The organism is Pedobacter sp. B4-66, assembly GCF_018492665.1.
Taxonomy (GTDB): Bacteria; Bacteroidota; Bacteroidia; order Sphingobacteriales; family Sphingobacteriaceae; genus Pedobacter.
On sequence record NZ_JAFVME010000005.1, the window covers coordinates 319,536 to 342,969 of the forward strand.

Annotated in this window: 22 protein-coding genes; 10 read left to right on the top strand and 12 right to left on the bottom strand. The window is 37.2% G+C overall.

Going from position 1 to position 23,434, the window contains the following annotated elements; translation table 11 throughout:
* Entirely contained in the window at window positions 1-3,321 is a 3,321-nt protein-coding gene (locus J1905_RS10805; RefSeq protein WP_214227271.1) for a coiled-coil domain-containing protein, read from the bottom strand.
* A 92-nt stretch (window positions 3,322-3,413) separates the two neighbouring features.
* Between J1905_RS10805 and J1905_RS10810 the strand changes: the two genes are divergently transcribed.
* On the top strand, window positions 3,414-4,217 hold the full coding sequence (locus J1905_RS10810; RefSeq protein ID WP_214227272.1) for a glycerophosphodiester phosphodiesterase: 804 nt from the start codon (window positions 3,414-3,416) through the stop codon (window positions 4,215-4,217).
* Between the two features lie 66 nt (window positions 4,218-4,283).
* On the opposite strand, the gene J1905_RS10815 is transcribed toward J1905_RS10810, so the two are convergent.
* From J1905_RS10815 to J1905_RS10825, 3 genes are all read right to left on the bottom strand, one after another.
* Window positions 4,284-4,475: a cold-shock protein gene (locus tag J1905_RS10815; RefSeq protein WP_008241764.1), complete on the bottom strand. Its 192-nt coding sequence runs from the start codon at window positions 4,473-4,475 to the stop codon at window positions 4,284-4,286.
* A 99-nt stretch (window positions 4,476-4,574) separates the two neighbouring features.
* Complete coding sequence (locus J1905_RS10820) at window positions 4,575-5,582, bottom strand: hypothetical protein (protein WP_250318075.1); 1,008 nt, start codon at window positions 5,580-5,582, stop codon at window positions 4,575-4,577.
* A 23-nt stretch (window positions 5,583-5,605) separates the two neighbouring features.
* On the bottom strand, window positions 5,606-6,859 hold the full coding sequence (locus J1905_RS10825) for an aspartyl protease family protein (protein ID WP_214227273.1): 1,254 nt from the start codon (window positions 6,857-6,859) through the stop codon (window positions 5,606-5,608).
* Window positions 6,860-6,888: 29 nt separating this feature from the next.
* Here J1905_RS10825 and J1905_RS10830 point away from each other — a divergent pair, with 29 nt between their 5' ends.
* Window positions 6,889-8,220 carry a D-alanyl-D-alanine carboxypeptidase/D-alanyl-D-alanine-endopeptidase gene (locus J1905_RS10830; protein WP_214227274.1) on the top strand — a complete coding sequence of 444 codons (1,332 nt, stop codon included), beginning with the start codon at window positions 6,889-6,891 and terminating at the stop codon, window positions 8,218-8,220.
* 1 nt (window position 8,221) lies between these two features.
* Here the strand turns inward: J1905_RS10830 and J1905_RS10835 are convergent, their stop codons facing one another.
* The 4 genes from J1905_RS10835 to porX all read right to left on the bottom strand — a co-directional run bounded on the left by J1905_RS10835 (window position 8,222) and on the right by porX (window position 12,174).
* On the bottom strand, window positions 8,222-8,902 hold the full coding sequence (locus J1905_RS10835) for a M15 family metallopeptidase (protein ID WP_214227275.1): 681 nt from the start codon (window positions 8,900-8,902) through the stop codon (window positions 8,222-8,224).
* 8 nt (window positions 8,903-8,910) lie between these two features.
* The gene (locus J1905_RS10840) at window positions 8,911-10,137 is read right to left on the bottom strand and encodes an alanine dehydrogenase (RefSeq protein WP_173089613.1); all 1,227 of its coding nucleotides are present in this window, start codon (window positions 10,135-10,137) and stop codon (window positions 8,911-8,913) included.
* 64 nt (window positions 10,138-10,201) lie between these two features.
* Window positions 10,202-10,618: a tRNA (adenosine(37)-N6)-threonylcarbamoyltransferase complex ATPase subunit type 1 TsaE gene (tsaE, locus tag J1905_RS10845; RefSeq protein ID WP_214227276.1), complete on the bottom strand. Its 417-nt coding sequence runs from the start codon at window positions 10,616-10,618 to the stop codon at window positions 10,202-10,204.
* Between the two features lie 2 nt (window positions 10,619-10,620).
* Window positions 10,621-12,174, bottom strand: a complete 1,554-nt coding sequence (gene porX, locus J1905_RS10850; RefSeq protein WP_214227277.1) for a T9SS response regulator signal transducer PorX — start codon at window positions 12,172-12,174, stop codon at window positions 10,621-10,623.
* Between the two features lie 105 nt (window positions 12,175-12,279).
* On the opposite strand from porX, the gene J1905_RS10855 reads away from it, so the two are divergent.
* From J1905_RS10855 to J1905_RS10885, 7 genes are all read left to right on the top strand, one after another.
* A complete protein-coding gene (locus tag J1905_RS10855) occupies window positions 12,280-13,503 on the top strand; it encodes an HD domain-containing protein (protein ID WP_214227278.1) in 1,224 nt (407 codons plus the stop codon).
* A gap of 120 nt (window positions 13,504-13,623) precedes the next feature.
* The gene (gene lpxD / locus J1905_RS10860) at window positions 13,624-14,709 is read left to right on the top strand and encodes a UDP-3-O-(3-hydroxymyristoyl)glucosamine N-acyltransferase (RefSeq protein ID WP_214227279.1); all 1,086 of its coding nucleotides are present in this window, start codon (window positions 13,624-13,626) and stop codon (window positions 14,707-14,709) included.
* Window positions 14,699-16,111, top strand: coding sequence for a bifunctional UDP-3-O-[3-hydroxymyristoyl] N-acetylglucosamine deacetylase/3-hydroxyacyl-ACP dehydratase (locus J1905_RS10865; RefSeq protein WP_214227280.1), 1,413 nt, complete (start codon window positions 14,699-14,701; stop codon window positions 16,109-16,111). The genes lpxD and J1905_RS10865 overlap by 11 nt, the downstream gene beginning before the upstream one ends.
* The gene (gene lpxA / locus J1905_RS10870) at window positions 16,108-16,893 is read left to right on the top strand and encodes an acyl-ACP--UDP-N-acetylglucosamine O-acyltransferase (RefSeq protein ID WP_048908154.1); all 786 of its coding nucleotides are present in this window, start codon (window positions 16,108-16,110) and stop codon (window positions 16,891-16,893) included. Before J1905_RS10865 ends, lpxA begins: the two co-directional genes overlap by 4 nt.
* Before the next feature lie 10 nt (window positions 16,894-16,903).
* Window positions 16,904-17,518, top strand: a complete 615-nt coding sequence (locus J1905_RS10875) for an ABC transporter ATP-binding protein (RefSeq protein ID WP_214227281.1) — start codon at window positions 16,904-16,906, stop codon at window positions 17,516-17,518.
* A gap of 156 nt (window positions 17,519-17,674) precedes the next feature.
* Complete coding sequence (gene efp / locus J1905_RS10880; RefSeq protein WP_214227282.1) at window positions 17,675-18,235, top strand: elongation factor P; 561 nt, start codon at window positions 17,675-17,677, stop codon at window positions 18,233-18,235.
* Window positions 18,236-18,384: 149 nt separating this feature from the next.
* The gene (locus J1905_RS10885; protein WP_214227283.1) at window positions 18,385-18,963 is read left to right on the top strand and encodes a 5-formyltetrahydrofolate cyclo-ligase; all 579 of its coding nucleotides are present in this window, start codon (window positions 18,385-18,387) and stop codon (window positions 18,961-18,963) included.
* Here J1905_RS10885 and J1905_RS10890 read toward each other — a convergent pair.
* From J1905_RS10890 to J1905_RS10905, 4 genes are read right to left on the bottom strand one after another with little or no spacing between them, the layout of a single operon-like run.
* Complete coding sequence (locus J1905_RS10890; RefSeq protein WP_214227284.1) at window positions 18,924-19,892, bottom strand: formimidoylglutamase; 969 nt, start codon at window positions 19,890-19,892, stop codon at window positions 18,924-18,926. The two genes, J1905_RS10885 and J1905_RS10890, sit on opposite strands and share 40 nt — an antisense overlap.
* A complete protein-coding gene (hutI, locus tag J1905_RS10895) occupies window positions 19,892-21,136 on the bottom strand; it encodes an imidazolonepropionase (protein ID WP_214227285.1) in 1,245 nt (414 codons plus the stop codon). Before hutI ends, J1905_RS10890 begins: the two co-directional genes overlap by 1 nt.
* Window positions 21,137-21,139: 3 nt before the next feature.
* Complete coding sequence (locus J1905_RS10900; protein ID WP_214227286.1) at window positions 21,140-21,910, bottom strand: exodeoxyribonuclease III; 771 nt, start codon at window positions 21,908-21,910, stop codon at window positions 21,140-21,142.
* A 21-nt stretch (window positions 21,911-21,931) separates the two neighbouring features.
* Entirely contained in the window at window positions 21,932-22,648 is a 717-nt protein-coding gene (locus J1905_RS10905) for a peptidylprolyl isomerase (protein ID WP_214227287.1), read from the bottom strand.
* Between the two features lie 154 nt (window positions 22,649-22,802).
* Between J1905_RS10905 and J1905_RS10910 the strand changes: the two genes are divergently transcribed.
* A complete protein-coding gene (locus tag J1905_RS10910) occupies window positions 22,803-23,375 on the top strand; it encodes a YceI family protein (protein ID WP_214227288.1) in 573 nt (190 codons plus the stop codon).
* Window positions 23,376-23,434: the final 59 nt, after the last annotated feature.

Here is a 23,434-nt window from a genome sequence, read left to right on the forward strand (position 1 = left end):
TTATTGGGGCAAATTTAGCAATTTAAAATACTCAGTTATTTTCTTTTTGTAAAAGAAGTTTAAATCAGGGGGTAGTTTCTGAAGCCATTCTGTTTCTGATTGCTGAGTTTTTTTAAATTTCTCGAGCATTTGTTTGTAGGATGGAGGGAAGTCTTTAGCTGATTTCGCTTCTCTTTTTGAATCTTGGTCTTGCTCGCGCTCGGCATTTTCTGCATCAAGTAATTTTGTAAGGATGCTTTTTTGACGATTAAGGGTTTCCTGCTCTATTTTTTTATTCACTAAATCACTTTCAGTCGCCTTCATGTCCTGAATCATTTGATTGAGGTTTCCAAGGCCGTTTTTACCGTCTTTATTCTGGTCTTGATTTATCTTTTGAAGAGCTTCTCTGATCATTTGCTGTTGCTGCGCCATTTTAGCAAACTCTTGGCTCATTTGTCCTTTAGGTACGGTGCCTTTGTTTCCATTCTTTTGGAGTTCCTCTCGAGCCTTTTGCATGCTGTTATTAAGCTGTTTTTGCATCTGCTGAAGTTGTTGCATACTGCCCTTTCCGCTAGATTTTCCGCTCCCACTAGATTTTCCATTTTTCTTCATGTTTTGCACCTGATCGAGCGCTTCATTTAGCATTAGCGTAAGGTTATTGATTGAAGTCATGGTGTATTGCTGGTTTTTGTTGGCGAGACCTGTATTTCTTTCACCAAGGTTTTCGAGACTCTTATCAATGTTGAAATTGATCTTTTGCATCTCTTCGTTAACAGCAGTTTCGATCTGTGGCACTCTTTTGCTGAGGGAGAATAAACTATCGGCAATGGTCTTCATGTTGTCTTTAATACTGCGTTGTTTCTGAACGTTTTGCGTATAAAGAGGATCATTGCTGTTCATGCTTTTTAGATTCAGCATTACCTTTTCCTGGTCAAAAGAAGTGTTTAGTAGGTTTTTTAATAGCTGACGCAGTTCTTGAATGTTTAGGTTGCTTTCCATTTCTGCTGATTCCTGCTGCATCTCTTCCATCTCCTTCGCTAACTTCTCCATTTGCTCAGCAGCCTTTTGTTGGCTCTTAGAGGCGTCTTTTTTGTTATTCTGGTCTAATTTGTTCTCGCTATCTTTTTGTTGTTGCTTAATCTCTGATGTTTCTTTTTCTGGATTTTTAAATGGATTAGGGCGCTCCATTTGCTGATTTTTATCATCTAGCTTTTTAAGCTCTTTTTTTATGTCATCAAATTCGTTAGATAGCATTTTCTGCTCTTCATTTAATTTATCAGATGAGGCGTCTTTTTCAGAACTTTTCTTAGACAGCTCCTTTTGTTCTTTAGCAAGATCATTTAGCCTATCAGTATTGTTTTTTAAATTCTGTTCAAATTCGAGCTGTTTATAGAGCTCCAGAATTCTATCAAGTTCATTCTTTAATGACTTATTGTCCATTTGCATTTTGGACAGTTCGTTTTGGGTTTGATCCTTGTTGTTTTCCTCCATTAGGCTTTGAAGCTTTTGGAGCAACTCTTTGGTTTTTTCATTAAGAACATTATTAAACAGATCATCTATTTTCTTCTGTTTCTCAATTAATTCGTCCTTCAGAGCGTTGTTTTCTTCTTTCTGAAGCGTGTTCTTTTCATTTAAGGACTTGACCTCGTCTACCGCCTTTTCGAGCTGCTGCTGCTTATCTAATAGCTGCTCAATCTGTTTTTTATCGTCGAAATTGAGTTGTTTTTTATCTAAAAGGGTTTCACCGAGCTTTTTACTTTCTTTTTCAACCTCAGAAGCCAGTTTAATGGCTTTTTCCATTTTCTGTTTAAGTTCTGTACTCCCCTGATTTAGCTTTTCTGCAACTTGTTGTTGTGTAGGGACTGCGAATATCTTTATAGCTGATTTCGTTTTTTTAGGGCCGTTAACGGCATCATTATCTGCTACCTCAAAATAATATTCGAGGGCTTGTCCTGGTTTTAGAGGGGTTTCATTTAAATTCCAAAGAAAGAAAAAAGCATTTTCAAGTTGGTTTTTCTTGAGGGGCAAGGATTTGGTTACAGTGCTTTTTAGTACACCATTTTCTTTGATGTTGTATTGGAATTTTAAAGCACTAAATCCGTGATCATCTGATATGTTTCCTGAAAAATACAGCGCCTTACTGCTTATAGAGTCCGGGGTTTCTACGATTGAGATATTAGGGAATTCATCTTTAATAATGTTTATTTGATGGGATAGGGAGTCTTTGCTGTTTATAAAGCTGTTTTTAGGGACAATTTGATATCCGGTATTTTCCTGCAATTTTTTAGTGAAGCTAAAGCTGTTGTTCTCTGAGGTTAGCGGGTATTGTTTGTTGCCAATAATAAAGCTCAGATTATTACTGTTCTCTGTATTTAATGACCAGGTTACCGTGGTTCCCTCCGGTAAAAGTAAATCTCCTGCATTTTGTATAATCTCTTCCTTTTTGTTCAGATAGGCCGGGTATTGGAGTTTAGCTGTGATATTTAATACCGAAGGACGAGGTTTAACTTCTATTGTGTAGGAGAGGGAATTGAAGCCTCCTCCAGAGAACTGGATTGTTTTGTTCTTTTGAAGGTTTTTGAAGGTGTATATAAAGCGGCCAGCGCTTTCTTTTTCTAGTTTGTAGGTATTGGCCGCATCTGAAACATATACTTCCTGAGGGAGTTGATTTCCTGTTATTTTAAGATTTATGGTTAAATCATCGCCCTGCGGAACTATTAAGCTCTTGTTTAGCATTACAAAATTAAAAGGAGCCTTAGGCAGAATTTCTTTATTGTATTGAACAAAGCTGCTAGTTCCCTCCTTTATAATTGCTGGGGCAATTATGCCGATAAGAAAAATGATTGAAAGCGGGATGAAAACATATTTAATGTATTTTTTATTGTCTTTAAGCTTGATTGCGCTGGCAAATGGAATCGGTCTAAGTTCAGTTATTTTCTGATCTATACCTGCTAAAATTAATTGATTGTTATTTGGATGTTGATTGGCAAGGGCTTGTAATTGAAGGGTATTTAGTAACTTATCTTTTACATTAAAAAAGTGATCACCAATTAATGTAGCTGCTTCTTCAATACTTAAGTTCTTACTTAGTTTGAAATATGAAAGTGCGGGTTTTATGATAAGAAATGATATTACAGCTGCAGAAAGGGCTAAAAAGGAGAAGAAAAGTGTGGTTTTTGTGGCTACCCCCGGGTTTGTATAGTAAACAAAGAGAAAGAGAAAAAGATAGAATATGAGGAGTAGCGTAAGGGCATAAATGCATCCCCGTAAAAGCTTGTTTAGATAAAACTTTTGCGTAAACTCATTAACTTTAGCTATTAAAATGTCGTAATTATTATTCATTAAAACAGTGGAATGGGTAATAAAGTTAGAAAATAACTTTAAGAAAACGTTTACATAAACATTTAACGAGTATTTTTAGAAAAAGTATTTTTATGAAATCATCAATTTTAGTCATCACTCTTATGACGTTATTTACGAAAAGTTTTGATCCTCAACCCAAAACAAATATTAAAGGGTCTTCCTGGAATAAGAACCCTGTTATTGCTCATCGAGGAGCCTGGAAAAAGAATAATTTGCCTGAGAATTCTATTGCTTCACTTAAAGAAGCGGCTAGATTAGGATGCTTTGGTTCTGAGTTTGATGTTCATATGACCTCTGATAGTGTTTTGGTAATTAACCATGATGCTGACTTTTACGGGCTTCACATTGCGGAAGTGACATACAAGGAGCTTTTAACCAAGCAGCACCCTAATGGGGAGCATATCCCTACTCTAGAGGCATATTTAAAAGAGGGGATAAAACAGAAGAAAATGAAGTTGATTCTGGAGATAAAGCCTTCGAAGGCAGATCCAAAAAGAGATCTGGAAATGACTGATCATGTGGTTGCTATGGTTAAGAAATTAAAAGCTAAAGAATGGGTTGATTATATTAGTTTTAGTTATGATATTTTGAAGCGTATTTTGGTGTTGGATTCTAAAGCTAAAGTGGCTTATTTAAACGGAGATGTTTCACTAGAAAAACTTAAAGCAGATGGATTTTATGGAGCTGATTATCACTATAGTGTTTACCAAAAAGGGGAATGGTTTGTAAAAGCTAAAGAGTTGGGTTTAACTATCAATGCCTGGACAGTTAATAATGCTGATGACATAAAATGGCTGCTTAAAAATAAGGTAGAGTTTATTACCACAAACGAGCCTGAATTGGCTTTTGAGACTATTAAATCAGAGAATAAATAATTGCTATAAAAACAAAAAAGCATCGCAGGTTATCTGCGATGCTGTACAATTTATGTTTTTAATAATCTAGATTACTTTAACATTAATCGCATTCAACCCTTTTTTACCGCTTTCAACATCGTATTCAACTTTGTCGTTTTCACGAATTTCATCGATAAGGCCTGTTGAATGTACAAAAATTTCGCTATCTCCGTTTGCTGGAATGATGAATCCGAAACCTTTAGTTACATTAAAAAATTTTACTGTTCCTTCTTGCATTGTATTATTTATTAAAAAATTAAGTGTGCAATGTACATATTATTTTTTTATTAAAATGCAAATGATTTGTTTTTTGACGTATAAAAAATGAGAAAAGCATCATTTATTGGTCTTTTTTCCCTGAACAACCAATTTAATTTCGCTAGAATGGGGTATTCCAAGTGTTTTGCCTGGCGTAACTGCCAGTAGATTTTGAAGATAAACACTAATAATTGCTTCTAACGACTTTTTTCGTGCCTCTTTGTGTTCGGGTAGAACATTACCGAATGTAGTTAAATACATTTTTCCATTAGCATTTACTAAGACATTAAATTCATAAGCGAAGTCCTTGTAAGCCTTGTCAATGTCGATACGATAGTATGGAAATAAATAATCGTAGGATAACGTTCTACCCATAAAAGGATCAATTGTCGTTATTTTTTTTACCTTGATGAGCTTGCTCACAGGTGTAAATTCTACGGGTTGTCTGCCTGCAAAAGCACTATCTAAATTTTGCGGATTACGGTTGGAACGAGCAGAGAGCCATTGGACGTAAATGGTGTCAGCTTTTGATGGTTTTTGTAACTCTTCAGCAGTAGTTTTTAATACATTTTTCAGGTAATTATCCGAGTAGTAGGTGATGTTGACATCAGATCTTATGTCTTTCGAAATCTCCTTTTTTTGAAGGTGAAGCCTTTGAAATACAAGACTATCCTTACTTATCTTTTTTATACGAAAATATTCATTTGCGAAATTATACACGTCACCATGATCAAACATAAGGAAAAAGGGTTGCATCTTTTTCTTTTGAGGGCTATAGGCCATCACGGTATCGTTTGATTTGAACTGAATAATCCATGACGGTTCTTGTTGAAACCCCATTTCATTAAAGGAAAGACCATTGCTAAACCGGCGTTTTACTTCCTGATATCGAATGCCGATGATCGAATCAAAGGAGAGTTTTTTTATGACTTTTTTCTCTTCTTTAGGGGTATTGCAGCCGTAAGATGTAAGGAGTAGGATTAAGCTTAGTAGTGTTGTTAAATGGGGTATCTTTATCATATTGGTACTTGTTCCTGATATATAAATTGGGGCTTCATTTGCTAAAAGAAGATGTTTCTTATCCATATGGAAAGGGTAAAAATAAATATTTATATCCGTTTCTTCAATTTTATAAGCTTGATGAGTAGTTCTCCGTTCCTGTTGATAGAGAGGAAAATACCACGGCCATCTCCAGAGCGTAATGTTTTTGTAATATCGTTAAGATTTAATGTTTTGGTATTAGTGAAATTGATGGATATAATTTCATCACCTTCGTGGATATCGGCCGATTGGGCGGGAGAATTAGGCTCAATTCTGCTGATAAAGTAACGCTTTTCCGGTTCTTCTTCGACATAGACTTCAATACCCGACATATCGTGTTCAAATGGGCGAGTAAAGAACTGATTTCTTTTAAGGTACATGATTTCATTTGTATAGTCGAATGTAGTGTTGAACCTACTTAGGATTTCAGCGCCCAGGTTCCCATTTCTATTTAAAATAAGCGTTTTCGCAGCTACATCATCATATATTGGGTAAGAGGAAATGACATCGTTTAATTCAAAATTTCCGATCCTCATTTTAGGGACACGACCTACATTTCCGCTAATTGGCCCGCCTAGCCCGATTCCAAGATTTGCAGGGATGGCATTGGGAGGTATGGGGAAAGGCTTTTCGTCTAGGGTTTCTAATGAAATGGCATGGCTAGCCCCATTATCAACAACAACTTTTGCGTTGATGGAGCCTAGTTCTTTAATATCTAACTCGACGTTTATGTATGGTTTGCTGTTGATGATTTGCAAAGGAATGATTTCTCCCTTTATTTTCTTTTTGGTTCCTGGTAAATTAAAAATTACCCTTTTGGAAGAGTAATTTATTTCGACAGTAAAGCTATTGAAGAAGTAATAACCTAAAAGGCCATAAATTCTGGTTCCCATGTAATTTGAGAGGCCTAAAATATCGGATTTTAGTATCGCCGTTGGTATATGATCGATGCTTGCTTTGCCAATCTGGGCAGAAATTTGGTTGGAAAGAAATGCATCTATTTCCATTCCTTTTCCAAGTCCGCTTATTTTGATTGGGCGAAGATCTTTAAGATTTAATTCTTTAACAATAGTTGTATCTGTAATCACTAAAGGGCCAACACCGGTATCCAAAATGAAATTATAAGGTCCCTTGTTATTGATGTACAAAGGGATGATAATTAGGTTGCGAATGAGGGTAAAGTTAACGGCACTTTTTGTTCTGGAACCATTAAAGCTAAATTGCTGGGCTTTTGAAGCATATGGAGTGCAAATTCCAATTGTTATGGGAATTAGAATAACTTTTAAGAAAAAGAAATTAACAGCACGCATAAGCGGATTCATTGAACTAATTTAATAAATTAGTAGTCAGTATGTGTAGATCTCAATTTAAAATTAATGGCTTATTTCTTTTATTAGCTGTTTCTGCTGGCCTTTTTTTAAGTAGTTGCGCTGTTGATCGTCGTATGTCAAGAAAGGTAAATGGCCTTTTTAAAGAGTCTGAGGTGTTAAAGAAGCACTATGTGGGGTTTGCTTTATACGATATGTCTACTGATAGAATGGTGTTTGAAAATAATGCAGATAAGTACTTTACCCCGGCATCAAATACCAAATTATTTACCTTTTATGGAGGATTAAAAATGACACCCGATTCAATTCCTGCTTTGCGGTATATTGAACGGGGAGACTCCCTTATATTTTGGGGGACAGGAGACCCCTCTTTTTTATATGCAAAATTTAAGGGAACAAGAGCTTTTGGTTTTTTAAAGACAACAAATAAGCAACTTTATTTTGCGCCGGGAAGATATTCTGGTGATTTCTATGGAAAAGGCTGGCAATGGGACGATTACAATGATTATTATCAGTCAGAGATTAATGAGTTTCCAATAATGGGAAACTTGCTTGAGACTAAGGAAAAGAAGGGTGTGCTGACTGTTTCGCCTCGGTTGTTTGCCGATTGTGTTACACCGGATTCTTCAGCAAAAGAGACCTCCTTTTTTATAAAAAGGGATTTCAATACAAACAGATTTAATTATCCCGCTATAAAAGTGCCAGAGGGTTATACACAAGAGGTTCCGTATAAAGTTAGCTTGTCTACAACACTAGCCTTATTGTCTGATACACTTAATAAAGAGGTTGGGTTAATTAGTATGAAAATGCCAATAAATGCCAAGACAGTATATTCTTTAAAAGCCGACTCAGTTTTTAAAGAGATGATGGTGCCGAGTGATAATTTTATAGCAGAGCAGTTACTTCTGGTTTATTGTAATCAGATTGGTGGAGGTTTGAGTGCTGAAAAGGCAATTGAATACATCAAAGAGAACTATTTAAAAGAGCTACAGGATAAGCCAGTGTGGATTGATGGTTCTGGGCTGTCGAGGTATAATTTGGTTACGCCTAGGGACATTATAACGCTTCTCAGGCTAATTTATAAAGAGGTGAATGACCAAAAGAGGTTGTTTGCAATGCTTCCGGCAGGAGGGAAGAGCGGGACCTTGAAAAATGCTTACCCCAAAACGAATGAACCTTTTGTTTTTGGAAAAACAGGAACCCTATCAAACATTCATTGTCAGAGTGGATATGTTGTAACCAAGAAAAATAAAGTGTATTTGTTCTCTTTTATGAATAATAATTTTGTCTCATCTGCAACTGCGGTAAGAAATGAAATGGGTAAAATTATTAGCTATATTCATGAGAATTATTAGGTTATAGCTTTTCAAAAGGGATGTCCATTAGTGGATATTTTTTCCATCCAATGAAATCAAAATGCCACCATTCGTTACTTAGCACTCGGAATCCGTAAGATTGCATTGTGGTTATCAGTAAGGCTCTGTTTTTTATTACGGCAGGCGGCAGATTTGAGTAGGATGGGGAGGCTTCAGGAGCAAAGCTATCGTATGGCGTAGGCATTTGTAGTTCCTTCCCGGTTTTTAAATTGATTAGCGTTAGGTCTATAGCGCAACCACGATTGTGTTTAGAGCCTTTTTTAGGATTTGCTACAAAATTTTTATTCTTAGCTTTTTTGTAGAAGGCTTGCGTAATGGTGTAAGGACGGTATCCATCGAATATTTTCAACCCGTAGCCCTTTTTGTTAAGGGCTGATTGTACTCTCTTTAGTTGCGCTACAACAGGTTTTCTGGCAAAGGCGCGAGCCTCTCTGTACATTACCTGATTCATGAAATTATTTCTGGTAGCATACCTGATATCGAGTGCAATATTTGGTATTGCCTTTTTGATTTCTATGAGCTGATTATTAGGATCATCGATATACGATGAGCGATAATCTTCATAGGAATTGATCACCTGTAGCCCATAAGGATTGCCAGTTGTTTTTTGTGCCGATGTAAATAATGGGATGAGCAGCAATAGACACAGGTATTTTTTCATTCTCTGGGCTATTGATTTGAGACCACTAGCAGTTCAATGTCTTTGTATGGAAGGTTGTACATGTTTGCAAGATCTTTGTTCGTTAAATGACCTTGATAGATGTATAGTGCTTCTCTGATGCCGGGTTTACTCCATACTACATTCATTAATCCACCCATATCGCCTATGTCCACAAGAATTGGGGTAAATATATTTGTAAGGGCATAAGAGGCTGTTCTAGGTACACGTGAAGCAATATTAGGGACACAATAATGGATTACATCATGTTTTCTAAATACCGGATCTTTATGATTAGTTACTTCAGATGTTTCAAAACACCCGCCCTGATCAATGCTTACGTCGATTACAACGGAATTGGGCTTCATTCTGGTTACCATTTCTTCCATTACTATGCAAGGGCTTCTTCCATGCTTTGCTCTGATTGCTCCAATGACAACATCACAAGTGGTAATTGCTTTTCCAAGAACAATTGGTTGCATAACTGAAGTGAAAACCCGACTTCCCAGGTTGTTTTGGAGCCTTCTAAGACGATAAATAGAGCTGTCGAACACTTTTACTTCTGCGCCTAGTGCAAGGGCTGTACGTGCAGCATATTCGCCGACGGTTCCTGCTCCAAGAATTACAATCTCAGTTGGCGGTACACCGGTAAAGCCACCAAGCATGAGGCCTTTTCCTCCTGTTACGTTACTGAGGTATTCTGCAGCAATAAAAATTGAAGTTGCACCAACAATTTCGCTCATTGCACGTACTACGCTTAGAATGTTTCCTTCATCCCTTAGGTTCTCGAAGCAAATGGCATTGATTTTCTTATTAAGAAGGGCCTTGAGATAGGTTTCTTTTAATCCGCCCATTTGAAGTGCGGATATTAAAGTTTGCCCTTTATGCATTAGGGCAACTTCCTCTAAAGTTGGTGGAGCTATTTTTACCAGGATATCAGCATTAAAAACATCTTTTTTGTTAAAAGCGATGATTGCGCCCTGCTCGCTATAGTCGTTATCGGAAAAGTTTGACCCTACCCCGGCGCCGGTTTCTATAACAACCTTATGGCCATTGTTGACCAAAAGGGCCACGGATAATGGGGTTAGGGCAATTCGGTTTTCCTGAAATGAGATTTCTTTTGGAATGCCAATATACAAACTATTGCTTTTCTGACTGGTTTCTGACATTGTTTCTTTGGGTTGTAAAAGCCCTTTTTGAGCAATGGAGGCCATACCTTCGCGTAATCCTGTAGCCATATTTGTTATGTGATATTTTAGCTTGAAATTAAGAAAAATAACCTAAAAACTAGGGTTTGCCATTTTATATTTTATTGATGGACAGTAGCCTCTCGTTTTCGCTTAACATTTTGATCTCAATTTTTATGTAATGCTCTGGCAATAACTCCTCAACTTTTTCAGGCCATTCAATAAAGCAGATGTTTCCAGAATAAAAGTATTCTTCGTATCCAATGTCGTATGCTTCCTGAAGGTTTTTAATGCGATAGAAATCGAAATGGTAAAAAGTATTGCCTTCTCCTTCATATTCGTTTACAATAGAGAAGGTTGGGCTGGAAACCAGTTCCTTTATACCTAAGGCTTTAGCTAAAACCTTAATAAAAGTAGTTTTTCCAGCCCCCATATCTCCTTCGAAAACAAATATCTTTTCAGCTCCGGCAAAATCTAAAAGGGAAATAGCGGCTTGATCTAAATCAGACAAGCTGTTTACATTAATATTCATTGTTATTTTGAACTGTATGTGGCAATTGGTATGATCATCTCTTCTAAAGAAATACCTCCGTGTTGGAAGGTTTCATTATAATAGTTTACAAACTGGTTATAGTTATTTTGGTAAACAAAATAACGGTCTTCTTTAGCAAAGATATAATTTGAACTGATGTTGATTTTTGGTAATTGAGCTTCATGAGGGTTTTTAATTAGAAAAACCTCTTTTGCATTGAAGTTAAGATTACGCCCTTGCTTGTAGCGAAGATTTGTATTCGTGTTTCTATCGCCAATAACTTTGCTTGGGTGCTTTACTCTAATGGTTCCGTGATCTGTTGTAATGACTACCTTAACGTTCTTCTGGGCTATTTTTTTCAAAAGATCCATTAGTGGTGAATGTTCAAACCATGACAAGGTTAGTGACCTGTAAGCCGCGTCGTCGTTAGCTAACTCACGAATCATCTGCATATCTGTACGGGCATGTGATAGCATATCAACGAAGTTATATACAATGGCGTTAAATTCGTTTTGAAGCAAGTTGTTAACCTGCTCGTTTAATGCTTTTCCGTCATCATAAGTTAGTATCTTGTTATAGCTGAACTTACAATCTTTACGTAGACTGCGTTTAATTTGGTCAGCTAAAAAGGCGCCTTCATGCATGTTTTTTCCGCCCTCATCATCATCATTTTGCCATAACCCGGGGAAACGTTTTTCCATCTCTAAAGGCATTAAGCCTGAAAATATAGAATTACGTGCATATTGAGTTGCTGTAGGCAATATACTTGAATAGGTATCCTCTTCATCCAAACGGAAGTGCTCAGTAATTAGGGGATTGATAATTCTCCATTGATCATAACGTAAGTTATCAATAAGGATAAAAAAGACAGGTACATTGTTGCTTAGCAGAGGGAACGCTTTTTTCTTTAAGAGTTCATTTGATAACAACGGAGCTTTACCTTTTCCGTTAACCCAACCCAGATAATGATCTTCGATGAATTTTGAGAACTGCATGTTGGCTTCTGACTTTTGCATGGTTAGAATTTCATGCATCTGTGGGTCATCAAGTTTTTCTAGCTCAAGCTCCCAGAATACTAGTTTTTTATAAACATCTACCCATTCTTCATAGCTCAGTTTGTCATTCAATGTCATGCCTAAACGTCTGAAGTCTTGTTGATAGGCCATAGATGTCCTCTCACTTACCAGGCGCTTGTTGTCTATTATTTTCTTTATGGTTAATAAAACCTGCTTAGGGTTAACCGGCTTAATAAGGTAATCATCTATTTTAGACCCAATAGCATCCTCCATTAAGTTTTCTTCTTCACTTTTGGTAATTAGTACAACAGGGACATCGTTTCTAATATTTTTTATTGCTGTAAGCGTTTCAAGACCGCTCATTCCAGGCATGTTTTCATCAAGAAAAACAAGGTCAAAGTGTTCTTTACCAAATGCTTCAAGGGCATCATTACCATTGGTGTAAGTGGTAACGTGATATCCTTTTTCGTTTAAAAGTAATATATGTGGTTTTAATAAGTTTATCTCATCGTCGGCCCATAGAATCTTGGTTTCCTGCATTATCGTATTTATATAATGTGAATTTAATTTGTCAAAAAGAGAGCGCGTCTTTCTTACTATGGATAAAAATAGCAATTTTTGTACCGTATAATTTATTTTTAAGGATTGAACAAAAAGAAAATAATAAATGATCCGGTATATGGATTCATAAACATTCCTTCAGAAATAGTATTTGATCTGATATCTCATCCGTATTTTCAACGGTTGAGGTATATAAAGCAATTGGGAATGACCCATTTGGTATATCCGGGAGCATTACACACCCGTTTTCACCATGCTTTAGGAGCAATGCATCTGATGGGATTGGCTATTGAAATTCTGAGAAGCAAGGGGCATGAGATTAACAGGGAAGAAGAAGAGGCTGCCACAATTGCAATCTTACTACATGACATCGGACATGGTCCTTTTTCACATGCACTCGAATATTCGCTGGTTCATGGAATAAAGCATGAGGATATTTCCATGTTAATTATGGAGAAGCTAAACGCCGAGTTTGATGGCCGGTTAACCCCTGCAATTAATATTTTTAAAGGGAAATATCATAAGAATTTTCTTGCTCAACTTGTTTCTGGTCAGTTAGATCTGGACAGAATGGATTATCTGAACAGGGATAGCTTTTTTACAGGGGTAAGTGAAGGGGTAATTAGTTTTGACCGGATCATTAAGATGTTTAATGTGCTGGATGACAACCTGGTAATTGAGGAAAAGGGTATTTATTCTATTGAGAATTTCTTGATATCCAGAAGACTGATGTATTGGCAGGTTTATTTGCATAAAACTGTTATTGCAGGAGAGATGGTGCTGGTTAAAATTTTAAAACGCGCAAAGGAACTGGCAGTTAAAGGGGAAACTCTTTTTGCTACCCCAGCTCTTCAGCATTTTTTAAAGAATGATGTTACTGAAGAGGATTTCTTTTCTGCGGACATTCATTTATCCATGTTTACTCAGCTTGACGATCAGGACATATTTGCTTCAATAAAAGTTTGGCGTGACCATCCTGACAGGATATTGGCACAGTTATGTAAAATGCTTACCAATAGAAATCTCTATAAAGTAGAGATTACAAACGATGCTCCTGATCAGTCCAGAGTAGATGTACTTAAGGAAAACACTGCAGAATTTTTAAAGCTTACTGAGGATGAAGTGTCTTATTTTGTCTTTACAGACGTAGTGAGAAACAGGGCTTATGATGCAGGACACAGCAATATTAATATACTATTGAAAAACAATATCATAATTGATATTGCAAAAGCATCAGATTTATCTAACTTAGAATCTTTAGACAAAACAGTGAAAAAGCACATATTATGCTATCCAAGGATAATTTAGCATACTTTAACAAAATAATTAATTTTTAATCCCGTTTTTAGTTTCTTAAATCTAAGAGGGAATTATAATAACCTAAATAGGTTTATTTGTTCATATCAATTTAACATATAACTTTGTAAAATGCAATTTACTGCCAAGCAGATAAGCGAATTTATAAATGGCACCATTGAGGGCGACGAAAATGCAAAAGTCGAAGAGCTTTCTAAAATAGAAGATGGTAAGCCTGGATCTTTGTGCTTTTTGTCTAATCCTAAATATGAGAATTATTTATATTCTACCAATGCTTCTGTAGTCATTGTTAGTCAAGATTTCATGCCATCACAGGCAGTGAAAAGTACCTTGATTAAGGTTGCAGACCCCTATAGTGCATTTTCTGTCCTGTTAGATCGATATAATGAGGTAATTAGTCAGTTGGGTGATTCTTCAGGAATTGAGCAGCCGTCTTTCGTTCATCCCACCGCAAAACTAGGCAAGAATGTTTTTGTTGCCGCTTTTTCTTATATCGCAGAGAACGTTGAAATAGGAGATAATTCGAAAATATTAGCTCAGGTTTATGTAGGCCCGGATACCAAAATTGGAACCGGATGTACTATTTTTCCTGGGGTAAAGATTTATAATAGAACTGTTATTGGTGATCGTGTTTTTATACATGCGAATACCGTCGTAGGAAGTGATGGTTTTGGGTTTGCTCCACAACCAGACGGAACATATTCAAAAATTGCCCAAATTGGTAATGTTGTTATTGAAGATGATGTAGAAATTGGCGCTAATACAACAATTGATAGGGCAACAATGGGCTCAACTTTTATAAGAAAAGGGGTTAAGCTTGACAATCTAATTCAAATTGCGCACAACGTTGATGTTGGCGAACATAGTGTTGTAGCTGCACAAACAGGTATTTCTGGAAGTACTAAACTCGGCGAAAAGTCGGTAGTTGGTGGCCAGGTTGGTATCGCAGGGCATCTTTCCCTGGCAAAAGGGACGCAGATAGGTGCTCAGGCAGGAATTAATTTTAGCACAACGGAAGAAAATAAACAATGGCATGGCAGTCCTGCTCAGCCATTAAGGGACTGGATGCGTGCATCAGTAATATTTAAGCAACTGCCTTCTGTCGAAAAAAGAATAGCAGCTTTAGAAACAACTATTTCGCAATTAAGAGCCTTAATTGAACAAAAAAGTACAATACAAGATAATAATGAACGTTAAACAAAAGACCATAAAAAACGAAGTTTCCGTAAAAGGGGTAGGCCTGCATACTGGAGCAAATGTTACATTAACTTTTTGTCCGGCGCCTGAAAATCATGGATTTAAATTCCAAAGAATTGATTTACCCGGAAGCCCAATAGTTGATGCAGATTGTGATAATGTTACTGACACAGCCAGAGGAACAACTATTTCTCAGAATGGAGCTAGTGTAAGTACCGTTGAGCACGTTATGGCCTCACTTGTTGGTATGGATCTGGATAACGTCCTTATGAAGGTGGACGGTCCTGAAACGCCAATTATGGACGGGAGTGCAATCCTGTTTTTGGATGCACTTGAAGCCGCAGGAATACAGCAACAGGATGTAGATCGTGAGTATTTCCAAATACCACACAACATAACATATGCTGAACCTGATAGAAAAGTAGAGATTGTTGCTATGCCTCTTGATGATTATAGGTTTACCTGTATGATCGATTATAATTCACCAGTTTTGGGGAGTCAGCATGCTGGCATTTCAAGCATTGCTGAATTTAAAAAAGAAATTGCTTCATGCAGAACTTTTTGTTTCTTACATGAACTTGAATATCAATTGCAAAATAACCTGATTAAAGGTGGTGATTTAAATAATGCTATTGTTATTGTAGATAAGGAAGTTACGAAAGAAGAACTTGATCATTTAGCTACAATATTTAATAGAAAAGCAATTGAAGTTGCTCCACAAGGGATATTAAACAATATGGAGTTAAGGTATCAAAACGAGCCTGCCAGACATAAATTATTAGATATGATTGGTGATTTAGCGCTTGTCGGGGTACACTTGAAAGGTCATATTATGGCAGCTCGTCCTGGTCACGCAGCAAATGTTGCATTTGCTAAAAAGATCAAAGCAGCAATCAAAAAAGAAAAAAATAAAAAGGTACAGCACGTTTATGATCCATCGGTAAAACCACTTTATGATGTGGTTCAGATTATGGATATTTTACCACATAGACAACCCTTTTTGTTTATCGATAAAATATTGGAACTTTCTAAAACACACGTAGTTGGTGTTAAGAATGTAACAATGAACGAAGAGTTTTTTAAAGGACATTTTCCTGGAGCACCAGTTTTTCCAGGTGTAATTCAGATTGAGGCAATGGCTCAAACCGGAGGTATTTTGGTATTGAGTACAGTTCCAGATCCAAGAAATTACCTTACTTTGTTTTTAAAAATAGATAACGTCCGCTTTAGGGCTCAGGTATCGCCAGGCGATACTATTGTTTTCAGATGCGATTTGATGGAACCGATCAGAAGGGGAATTGCCCAGATGAAAGGCGTCGGAATGGTTGGAGGCAAAGTAGTTGTGGAAGCAGAGATGATGGCACAAATTGTAAAAGTAAAAGATAGCGAACCCGTAGCATGATACAACCCCTAGCGTATATACACCCACAGGCAAAAATTGCCGATAATGTGGTAATTGAACCTTTTGCAGTAATACATAAGGATGTTGAGATCGGTGAAGGAACCTGGATCGGATCTAACGTTGTCATCATGGATGGCGCTCGTATTGGAAAGAATTGCCGGGTTTTTCCTGGCTCTGTAATCTCCGGAGTTCCTCAGGACTTAAAGTTTGCAGGAGAGGTAACTACAGCTGAAATTGGAGATAATACTACCATCAGAGAGTGTGTTACCATTAACAGAGGAACAAAAGATAAATGGAAGACTGTAATCGGCAGTAACTGTCTTATACAAGCATATTCACATATAGCCCATGACTGCGAAGTAGGGGATTATTGCATTTTTTCGAACAGTACAACCCTTGCAGGTCACATCACAATTGGTAATTATGTTGTGTTAGCAGGATTGGTAGCTATTCATCAATTTGTAAAAGTTGGCGCTCATGCCTTTGTTACCGGTGGTTCATTGGTAAGAAAAGATGTTCCTCCTTACGTTAAAGCAGCAAGAGAGCCACTTTCGTACGCAGGTATTAACTCTGTTGGTTTAAGAAGAAGAGGTTTCTCTTCTGAAAAAATTAATGAAATACAGGAGATTTACAGGGTATTATTTGTGAAACATAATAACGTTACAAAAGCGTTAGATATGATTGAAGCAGAATTTAAGCCTACAGAAATCCGTGACGAAATTGTAGATTTTATCAGAAACTCTAATAGAGGTGTGATGAAGGGCTTTGGCTCTGGGAGCTAATTGATCATCAATGACCATTACTTTACAGGACATTGGGCGAAGATTTAACCAGGAGTGGATTTTTAAAGGAATAAACTATCAATTCAATTCTGGCGGTAAATACGCAATTTTAGGCCCAAATGGTTCTGGAAAATCCACGTTATTGAGTGTTATATTAGGTAATTTATCCCCATCTGAAGGTATTATTACTTATGATCAAGAAAAGAGTATAGCGGTAGAGAAAATATATCAACATGTTAGTTTTGCCGCTCCTTACTTAGATCTGATTGAAGAATTCACACTACAGGAAACTATAGATTTCCATTTCAAGTTTAAGCAGCTTCACAAGGATTTTGATGAAGAAATGGTGTTGGAGCTGCTTGGACTAAAGAAGTCGCAAGACAAGGCTTTAAAGCACTTCTCATCAGGAATGAAACAGAGGACTAAGCTTGTTCTTGCCTGTTGCACGGAAACACCAATACTTTTATTGGATGAACCCACCTCAAATCTGGATAAGCAAGGGGTTTCATGGTATCATGAGTTAATAGAGCGCTTTACAGACAACAGGCTTGTAATTGTGGGCTCTAATCAGGAAGCAGAATATTCTTTTTGTAACCATTTTGTTCAAATCACAGATTATAAATAACAAAAATTATATTTGTGTAGAGGCTAAAAGCGGTCGATTTGAGCGTTAAAGAACGATAAAAATAAATTTTTAAATTACTATTGTAGAATTAATAAATAGTTTATACCTTTGCGGCACGAAAAAGAGCCGATAGTATAGGCAAAATTTCAGAATAAAATGGCAAAGGCATCAGAAGTAAAAAATGGTAATATCCTTCGTTTTAACGGAGAATTAGTGCAAGTGGAAGAGTTTCTACACCGTACACCAGGTAACTTACGAGCTTTTTATCAAGCCAAAATGAGGAACGTAAAAACAGGGAAACTTGTAGAATATAGGTTCCGAGTTGATGAGGATGTTGAGATTTGCCGTGTTGAAACCAGCGATTACCAGTATTTGTATGAAGATGGTGAGGCACTAGTAGTAATGGATAATACTACTTACGAGCAATTTAACATACCAAAGGCGTTATTTGGTAAAAGCCTTCGCTTCTTAAAAGAAGGAACGAATGTAATTGTCGCATTTGAAAGTGAAGAGCCAATTATGGCGCAAGCACCTTCGCATGTTGAATTAGAAATAACATACTCTGAGCCTGCAGTTAAAGGTGATACATCTACAAACGCATTAAAATATGCAACTGTAGAGACCGGAGTTGAAATAAAAGTCCCAATGTTTATCAATCAGGGCGATAAAGTTAAGGTTGATACACGTACTGGTGACTATGTTGAAAGAGTAAAATAAGAATTTTCATAGTTTAGTTTTAGGTTTAGGTTGATTGTGGCTTCGGAGTGGTTCCCGAAGCCATCTTTTTTTATCTTTGTTTTTAATGAGAAGGCATTTTCCGCTATTTAAAAGATGCGTCTCGGTGAAATAAAGGCAAATTAAAGGAGATGAAAAAGGCAGAACTTAGAAAAATCGCACTGAACCAGAGAAAATCACTCTCTTCCTCAGTCGTATCAGAACTTTCCCTCCAATTGTTATCTCATTTCTCTAAGCTGGATTTTTCAGGAGTAAAGACGATACATGTTTTTTTGCCTATTGCAGAGAAAAATGAACCTGATACATTTCTTTTCATTGATTGGCTCAGAAACAACCATCCTGATATTAAGATTATTGTCCCAAAGGCAGACTTTGAAACGGCTTTAATGAGCAATTATGTTTACTCTGGTAGGGAAGATCTTCAAAAAAACTTATATAACATTCTTGAACCTCAAAAAGCAGAGCTACATAATGGGGATGTTGAAATGGTTCTTGTTCCGTTGCTTGCATTTGATGAACGAGGCTACAGAGTTGGCTACGGGAAAGGCTTTTATGACCGGTTTTTAGAAGGATTAACAACTTTAAAAATGGGGATTTCCTTTTTTGAACCTGCAGATAATATCGAGGATGTTAATGAGCATGATATCCAATTGGATCTATGCATTACGGCTCATAAAGTATATGATTTCAGAAAATCAGTGATTAGGTAAGCAATGCTTTTACCTGTAAGCGAGCTTGTTCTTCCATCGGCCATCTCAGCGGCTCCTTCGCAGATGTGCAAATAAGCAAATCGTTTTGATGATCCTAAAATGAGTCTTCTAATCTCGTTTAGGCTAAATCCTGATGGTGTAGCTGCGCTGGAAAGGACGTTTTCTATGCTATCTAGATCGATTTCTAAGCCTGGAGTCTCAAAATCATTTATTAGTTGATCCCAAGCACTTAAAAGCGAGTCCTTAAGAAGAATGTCATCAAAGAAGACAGCCCGTATTTTTTCATTTGTTTCTATTTCTTTTAGGATAGCCGCATTGTTGTAGCTCTGGTGTAGTCCAAAGACACCGTATTTGGTCATATAACCATCTTTTAAGGCGTAACTGAAGCTGTTGCCGCTATGTCTGCCGTTTGGCTCTCTTAAGTCAGCATGGGCGTCTATATTGATGATGTCAACTGCTTGCTTTTTAGCTATTGAGAGTGCCTTTATTATGGGGTAAGCATTATTGTGCCCTCCTCCAATTATAATAGGGATTTTACCTGCTGATACAATTTTAACGATGCATGCAGAAACCGCCTCATCTATTTCAGATACTTTTTGCTGCCGCCCTTCAATACTATCATTTTTTGGGTCAGTAAACTCAAAATGACCAAGAATGATTAATTCGGATCCATCTAAGAAACGGTTACTTTGTGTATTTAGGAATGCCTTTAGAGTAGGATTCCAGGCCGTTGATGCCCCCGGCAGACCATAATTAGCTCTTACTCCGATATCTTCAGGAATTCCAAGCAGAACAAAACGAGCCTCTGAATTATTAAGATCTTCTAAAGAAGAAACAGTCCCAGCGCGTTCTCCTAACTTTGTTTCTCCAGTTCTAACATTAACCAATTTAAGAACATCATCATTGCTGTAAATTCTAAGGCCATCCATTAGTCTATTTCTCCGTTTAAAACTACTTTTTCTATTTGAGTCTGCCCAAAACTATAGGGCAGGTAAGCTAAAGAACTCATTGGTCTGGTGATGAACAGATTTGCCCTTTTTCCAACGGTAATGCTTCCTATAGTGTCGGATAGCTGCATTGCTGCAGCACCATTTAAAGTAGCTGCATTAATTGCCTCTTCTGGTAGCATCTTTAATTTAATACAGCCTAAAGAAACTACCAAATTCATGTTCCCTGATGGAGTAGAGCCGGGATTAAAATCTGAGGCTAAAGCAACAGGGATATCAGCATTGATTAGTCCACGGGCATTTGCAAAGGGAATACCAAGGTACAAAGAGCAGGATGGGAGTAGTGTCGCGATGGTATTGCTACTGCTTAAGCTGCTAATCACATCTTCATCTGTCACCTCCAAATGATCTACTGAGATCGCATTGTGTTTTACGCCCACCTGAACGGCACCCGAAATGGATAGTTGATTCGCATGTATTTTAGGAGGCAGGCTATATTTTGCTCCCGCTTCTAACAATTTCTCAGTCTCATCAACTGAGAAAAAGCCCTTTTCGCAAAAAACATCAATATAATCAGCTAACCCTTCATCTGCTATTTTAGGAAGCATTTTGTCTATAATGAGCTTAATGTATCCGTTATGGTCGTTTTTGTAGTCTTCGGGGTAAGTGTGTGCAGCAAGGAATGACGCTTTAATTGGAATTTTAAAAGCCTCTTTAAGTCGTTTGATAACCCTGAGCATTTTTAATTCACTATCCAAGGTTAAGCCATATCCGCTCTTAATTTCAACAGCACCGGTTCCCTGCTTAATCATGTCTTTTAAGCGCATGGAAGCACTTTCAAACAGATGATCCTCGGTTTCGTTTTGAAGTTTCCTTGAAGAATTTAAAATACCTCCCCCTACGGCGGCTATTTCTTCATAGCTTCTGCCTTGAATCTTCATTACAAATTCTTCCTCTCTGGATGCTGCAAACACAATATGCGTATGTGAGTCGCACCAAGAGGGGAAAACATAACCTCCCTTAGCAGAAATGGAGGTTAATGATGTAGGTAAGTTGGCCGCAAGGTTATCCATACTCCCAAAATCAGCTATTAATCCATCCTCACATAATATCCAGGCATTGTTTATTGCAGGCAAGGTATTCATTCTACTGCCCTTTAAAACAGAAATGTTTTTAGGGTGAATGCCAACAAGCGAGCCAATATCTGTTATTAAGAGGGCTGACATAGATTATGGATTTAGTTCCAATAAAACAGGACAATGGTCTGAATGAACAGCGTCAGGAAGTATACTGACGTTTTTCAGCTTATTCAAAAGAGGCTGAGTCGCTAAGTGGTAATCGATACGCCACCCAAGGTTCTTTGCTCTTGAATTTGCTCTAAAACTCCACCAGGTATAATGATGTGGATCCTTATTGAAGTGCCTAAAAGTATCAATGAACCCATTATTTAAAAACAACTCCATCCATTCGCGTTCTTCCGGTAAGAAACCTGAAGAGTTTGCGTTTGATTTTGGGTTATGGATATCAATGGCAGTATGGCAAATGTTATAATCGCCAGAAATTATCAAATTAGGATACTCTTTTCGTAGTTCACCGATATATGTGTCAAAGAAACGCATGAATTCATACTTTTTAACCTGTCTGTCGTCTCCACTTGACCCTGACGGCATGTAGAGGCTCATTAAAGAGAAGTCGTCAAAATCAGCCCTCAAAATGCGGCCTTCTTTGTCTATCCATTCTTCTCCGCAACCATACTCAACATGGTTTGGCTTTATTTTAGTTAAGATGGCAACTCCGCTATAGCCTTTTTTCTCTGCTGGAAACCAGTAATGGTGATACCCCAATTGCTCAATTAGAACCAGGATTTCCGGAATCTGCGAAGGCAATGCCTTAACTTCCTGCAAGCAAACCATATCTGCATCAGTTGACTGCAACCAACCAAAAAAGTTTTTAGTTGATGCAGAGCGAATGCCGTTAACATTGTAAGAGATAATCTTCATAAAATATATATTGGTACTGAATTAATTAATTGTAAATGAGTCGTTTTTAATCGATTTGGTCAATTCTTTTTCTAGCTTTTTTGCTGCGCGTTTCTTTAAAATGGAAACCGTCATCTTCACATCGGTAACAGGGCGATCGTTTGAATCTTTATCGACAGCGGCAATTTTATCTACCATATCTAAACCCTGAACTACCTCTCCAAAAACGGTATAGTTTCTGTCTAAGTGAGGAGTGCCGCCTAAAGTTTTGTAGATTTCTCTCTGCCAAACCGGTATTTTAAAATTAAGACGATTTGCTTCTAAAGCATCCAACTCCTGATCATTAAATTTCTTACCCTGAACAATGTAAAATTGAGAACCGCTAGAAGCTTTTTCTGGATTATTATCTCTTGCAGCCCCTAATGCACCTTTTTTGTGAAATAAACTATCTCTAAACTCAGCAGGAACGGTGTAGCCAACGGTTCCCTCCCCTAGCAAATCTCCCTGTTTCGCAGTTTTTGAATCGGGATCACCACCCTGAATCATGAAATCTTTAATAATCCGATGAAACAAAGTGCCCTCATAAACGCCTTTTTTAACCAGAGATATCATGTTGTCACGGTGTTGAGGCGTTTCATTGTAAAGCATAATTATGCATTCGCCCATATCTGTTTTAATCTTTATGTATTGATGTTTTGGCTTTGCGGCAAAGGCACTTAAAGCACCTAAACACAGTAGCAAGGTAAGAATTCTGTTCATTAATATGAATACGTTTTTGGAGCTAAGGTAAGTTAAAAATGGCTTTATTGAAATGAGCTTCATTTCAATTTTATTCATTACCTTTCTTATCATACATCAAGAGTGGTTCAGCCAAAGGGATGTAGTTTTGTAAAATTAATAACTTAAAAAAATTATGAAAAAGGTATTTTTATTCCTGGTTGCTATTTCAATCAGTGTTGCGTCTTTCGCACAAACAAAGTGGACAGTAGATCCAATGCACTCATTTGTGAATTTCTCAGTTAAACACATGGGAATCTCTTTTGTGGATGGATCATTCAAAAAATTTGATGGTGCTGTTACAGCTGCTAAAGCGGATTTAACTGATGCTAAAATCAGCTTTTCTGTTGATGTAAATAGCATTTCTACTAGTGTTGAGCCTCGCGATAAGCACTTAAAATCAGATGATTTTTTTAATGCTGAAACTTTTCCATACATGACTTTCGAAAGTACTTCATTTAAAAAATTGAAAGGTAACAACTATGAGTTGAGCGGAAAATTAACAATCCGTGATGTAACTAAAGATGTAAAGTTCAGTGTTGTATATGGTGGAACTGCTAAAGATCAGCAAGGAAATACCAAAGCAGGATTTTCTGCAACCACAACCATCAATCGTTTAGACTATAACATCAAATATGATCCAACAGGAATGGGCGTTGGTAAAGACGTTAAAATAGGCTTGAACCTGGAATTTGCTCAGGCTAAATAGTTAATTAAAGCCAGCCTGATTAGTGCGAGTGCATTAATCAGGCCGGCTGTTTAATTCTT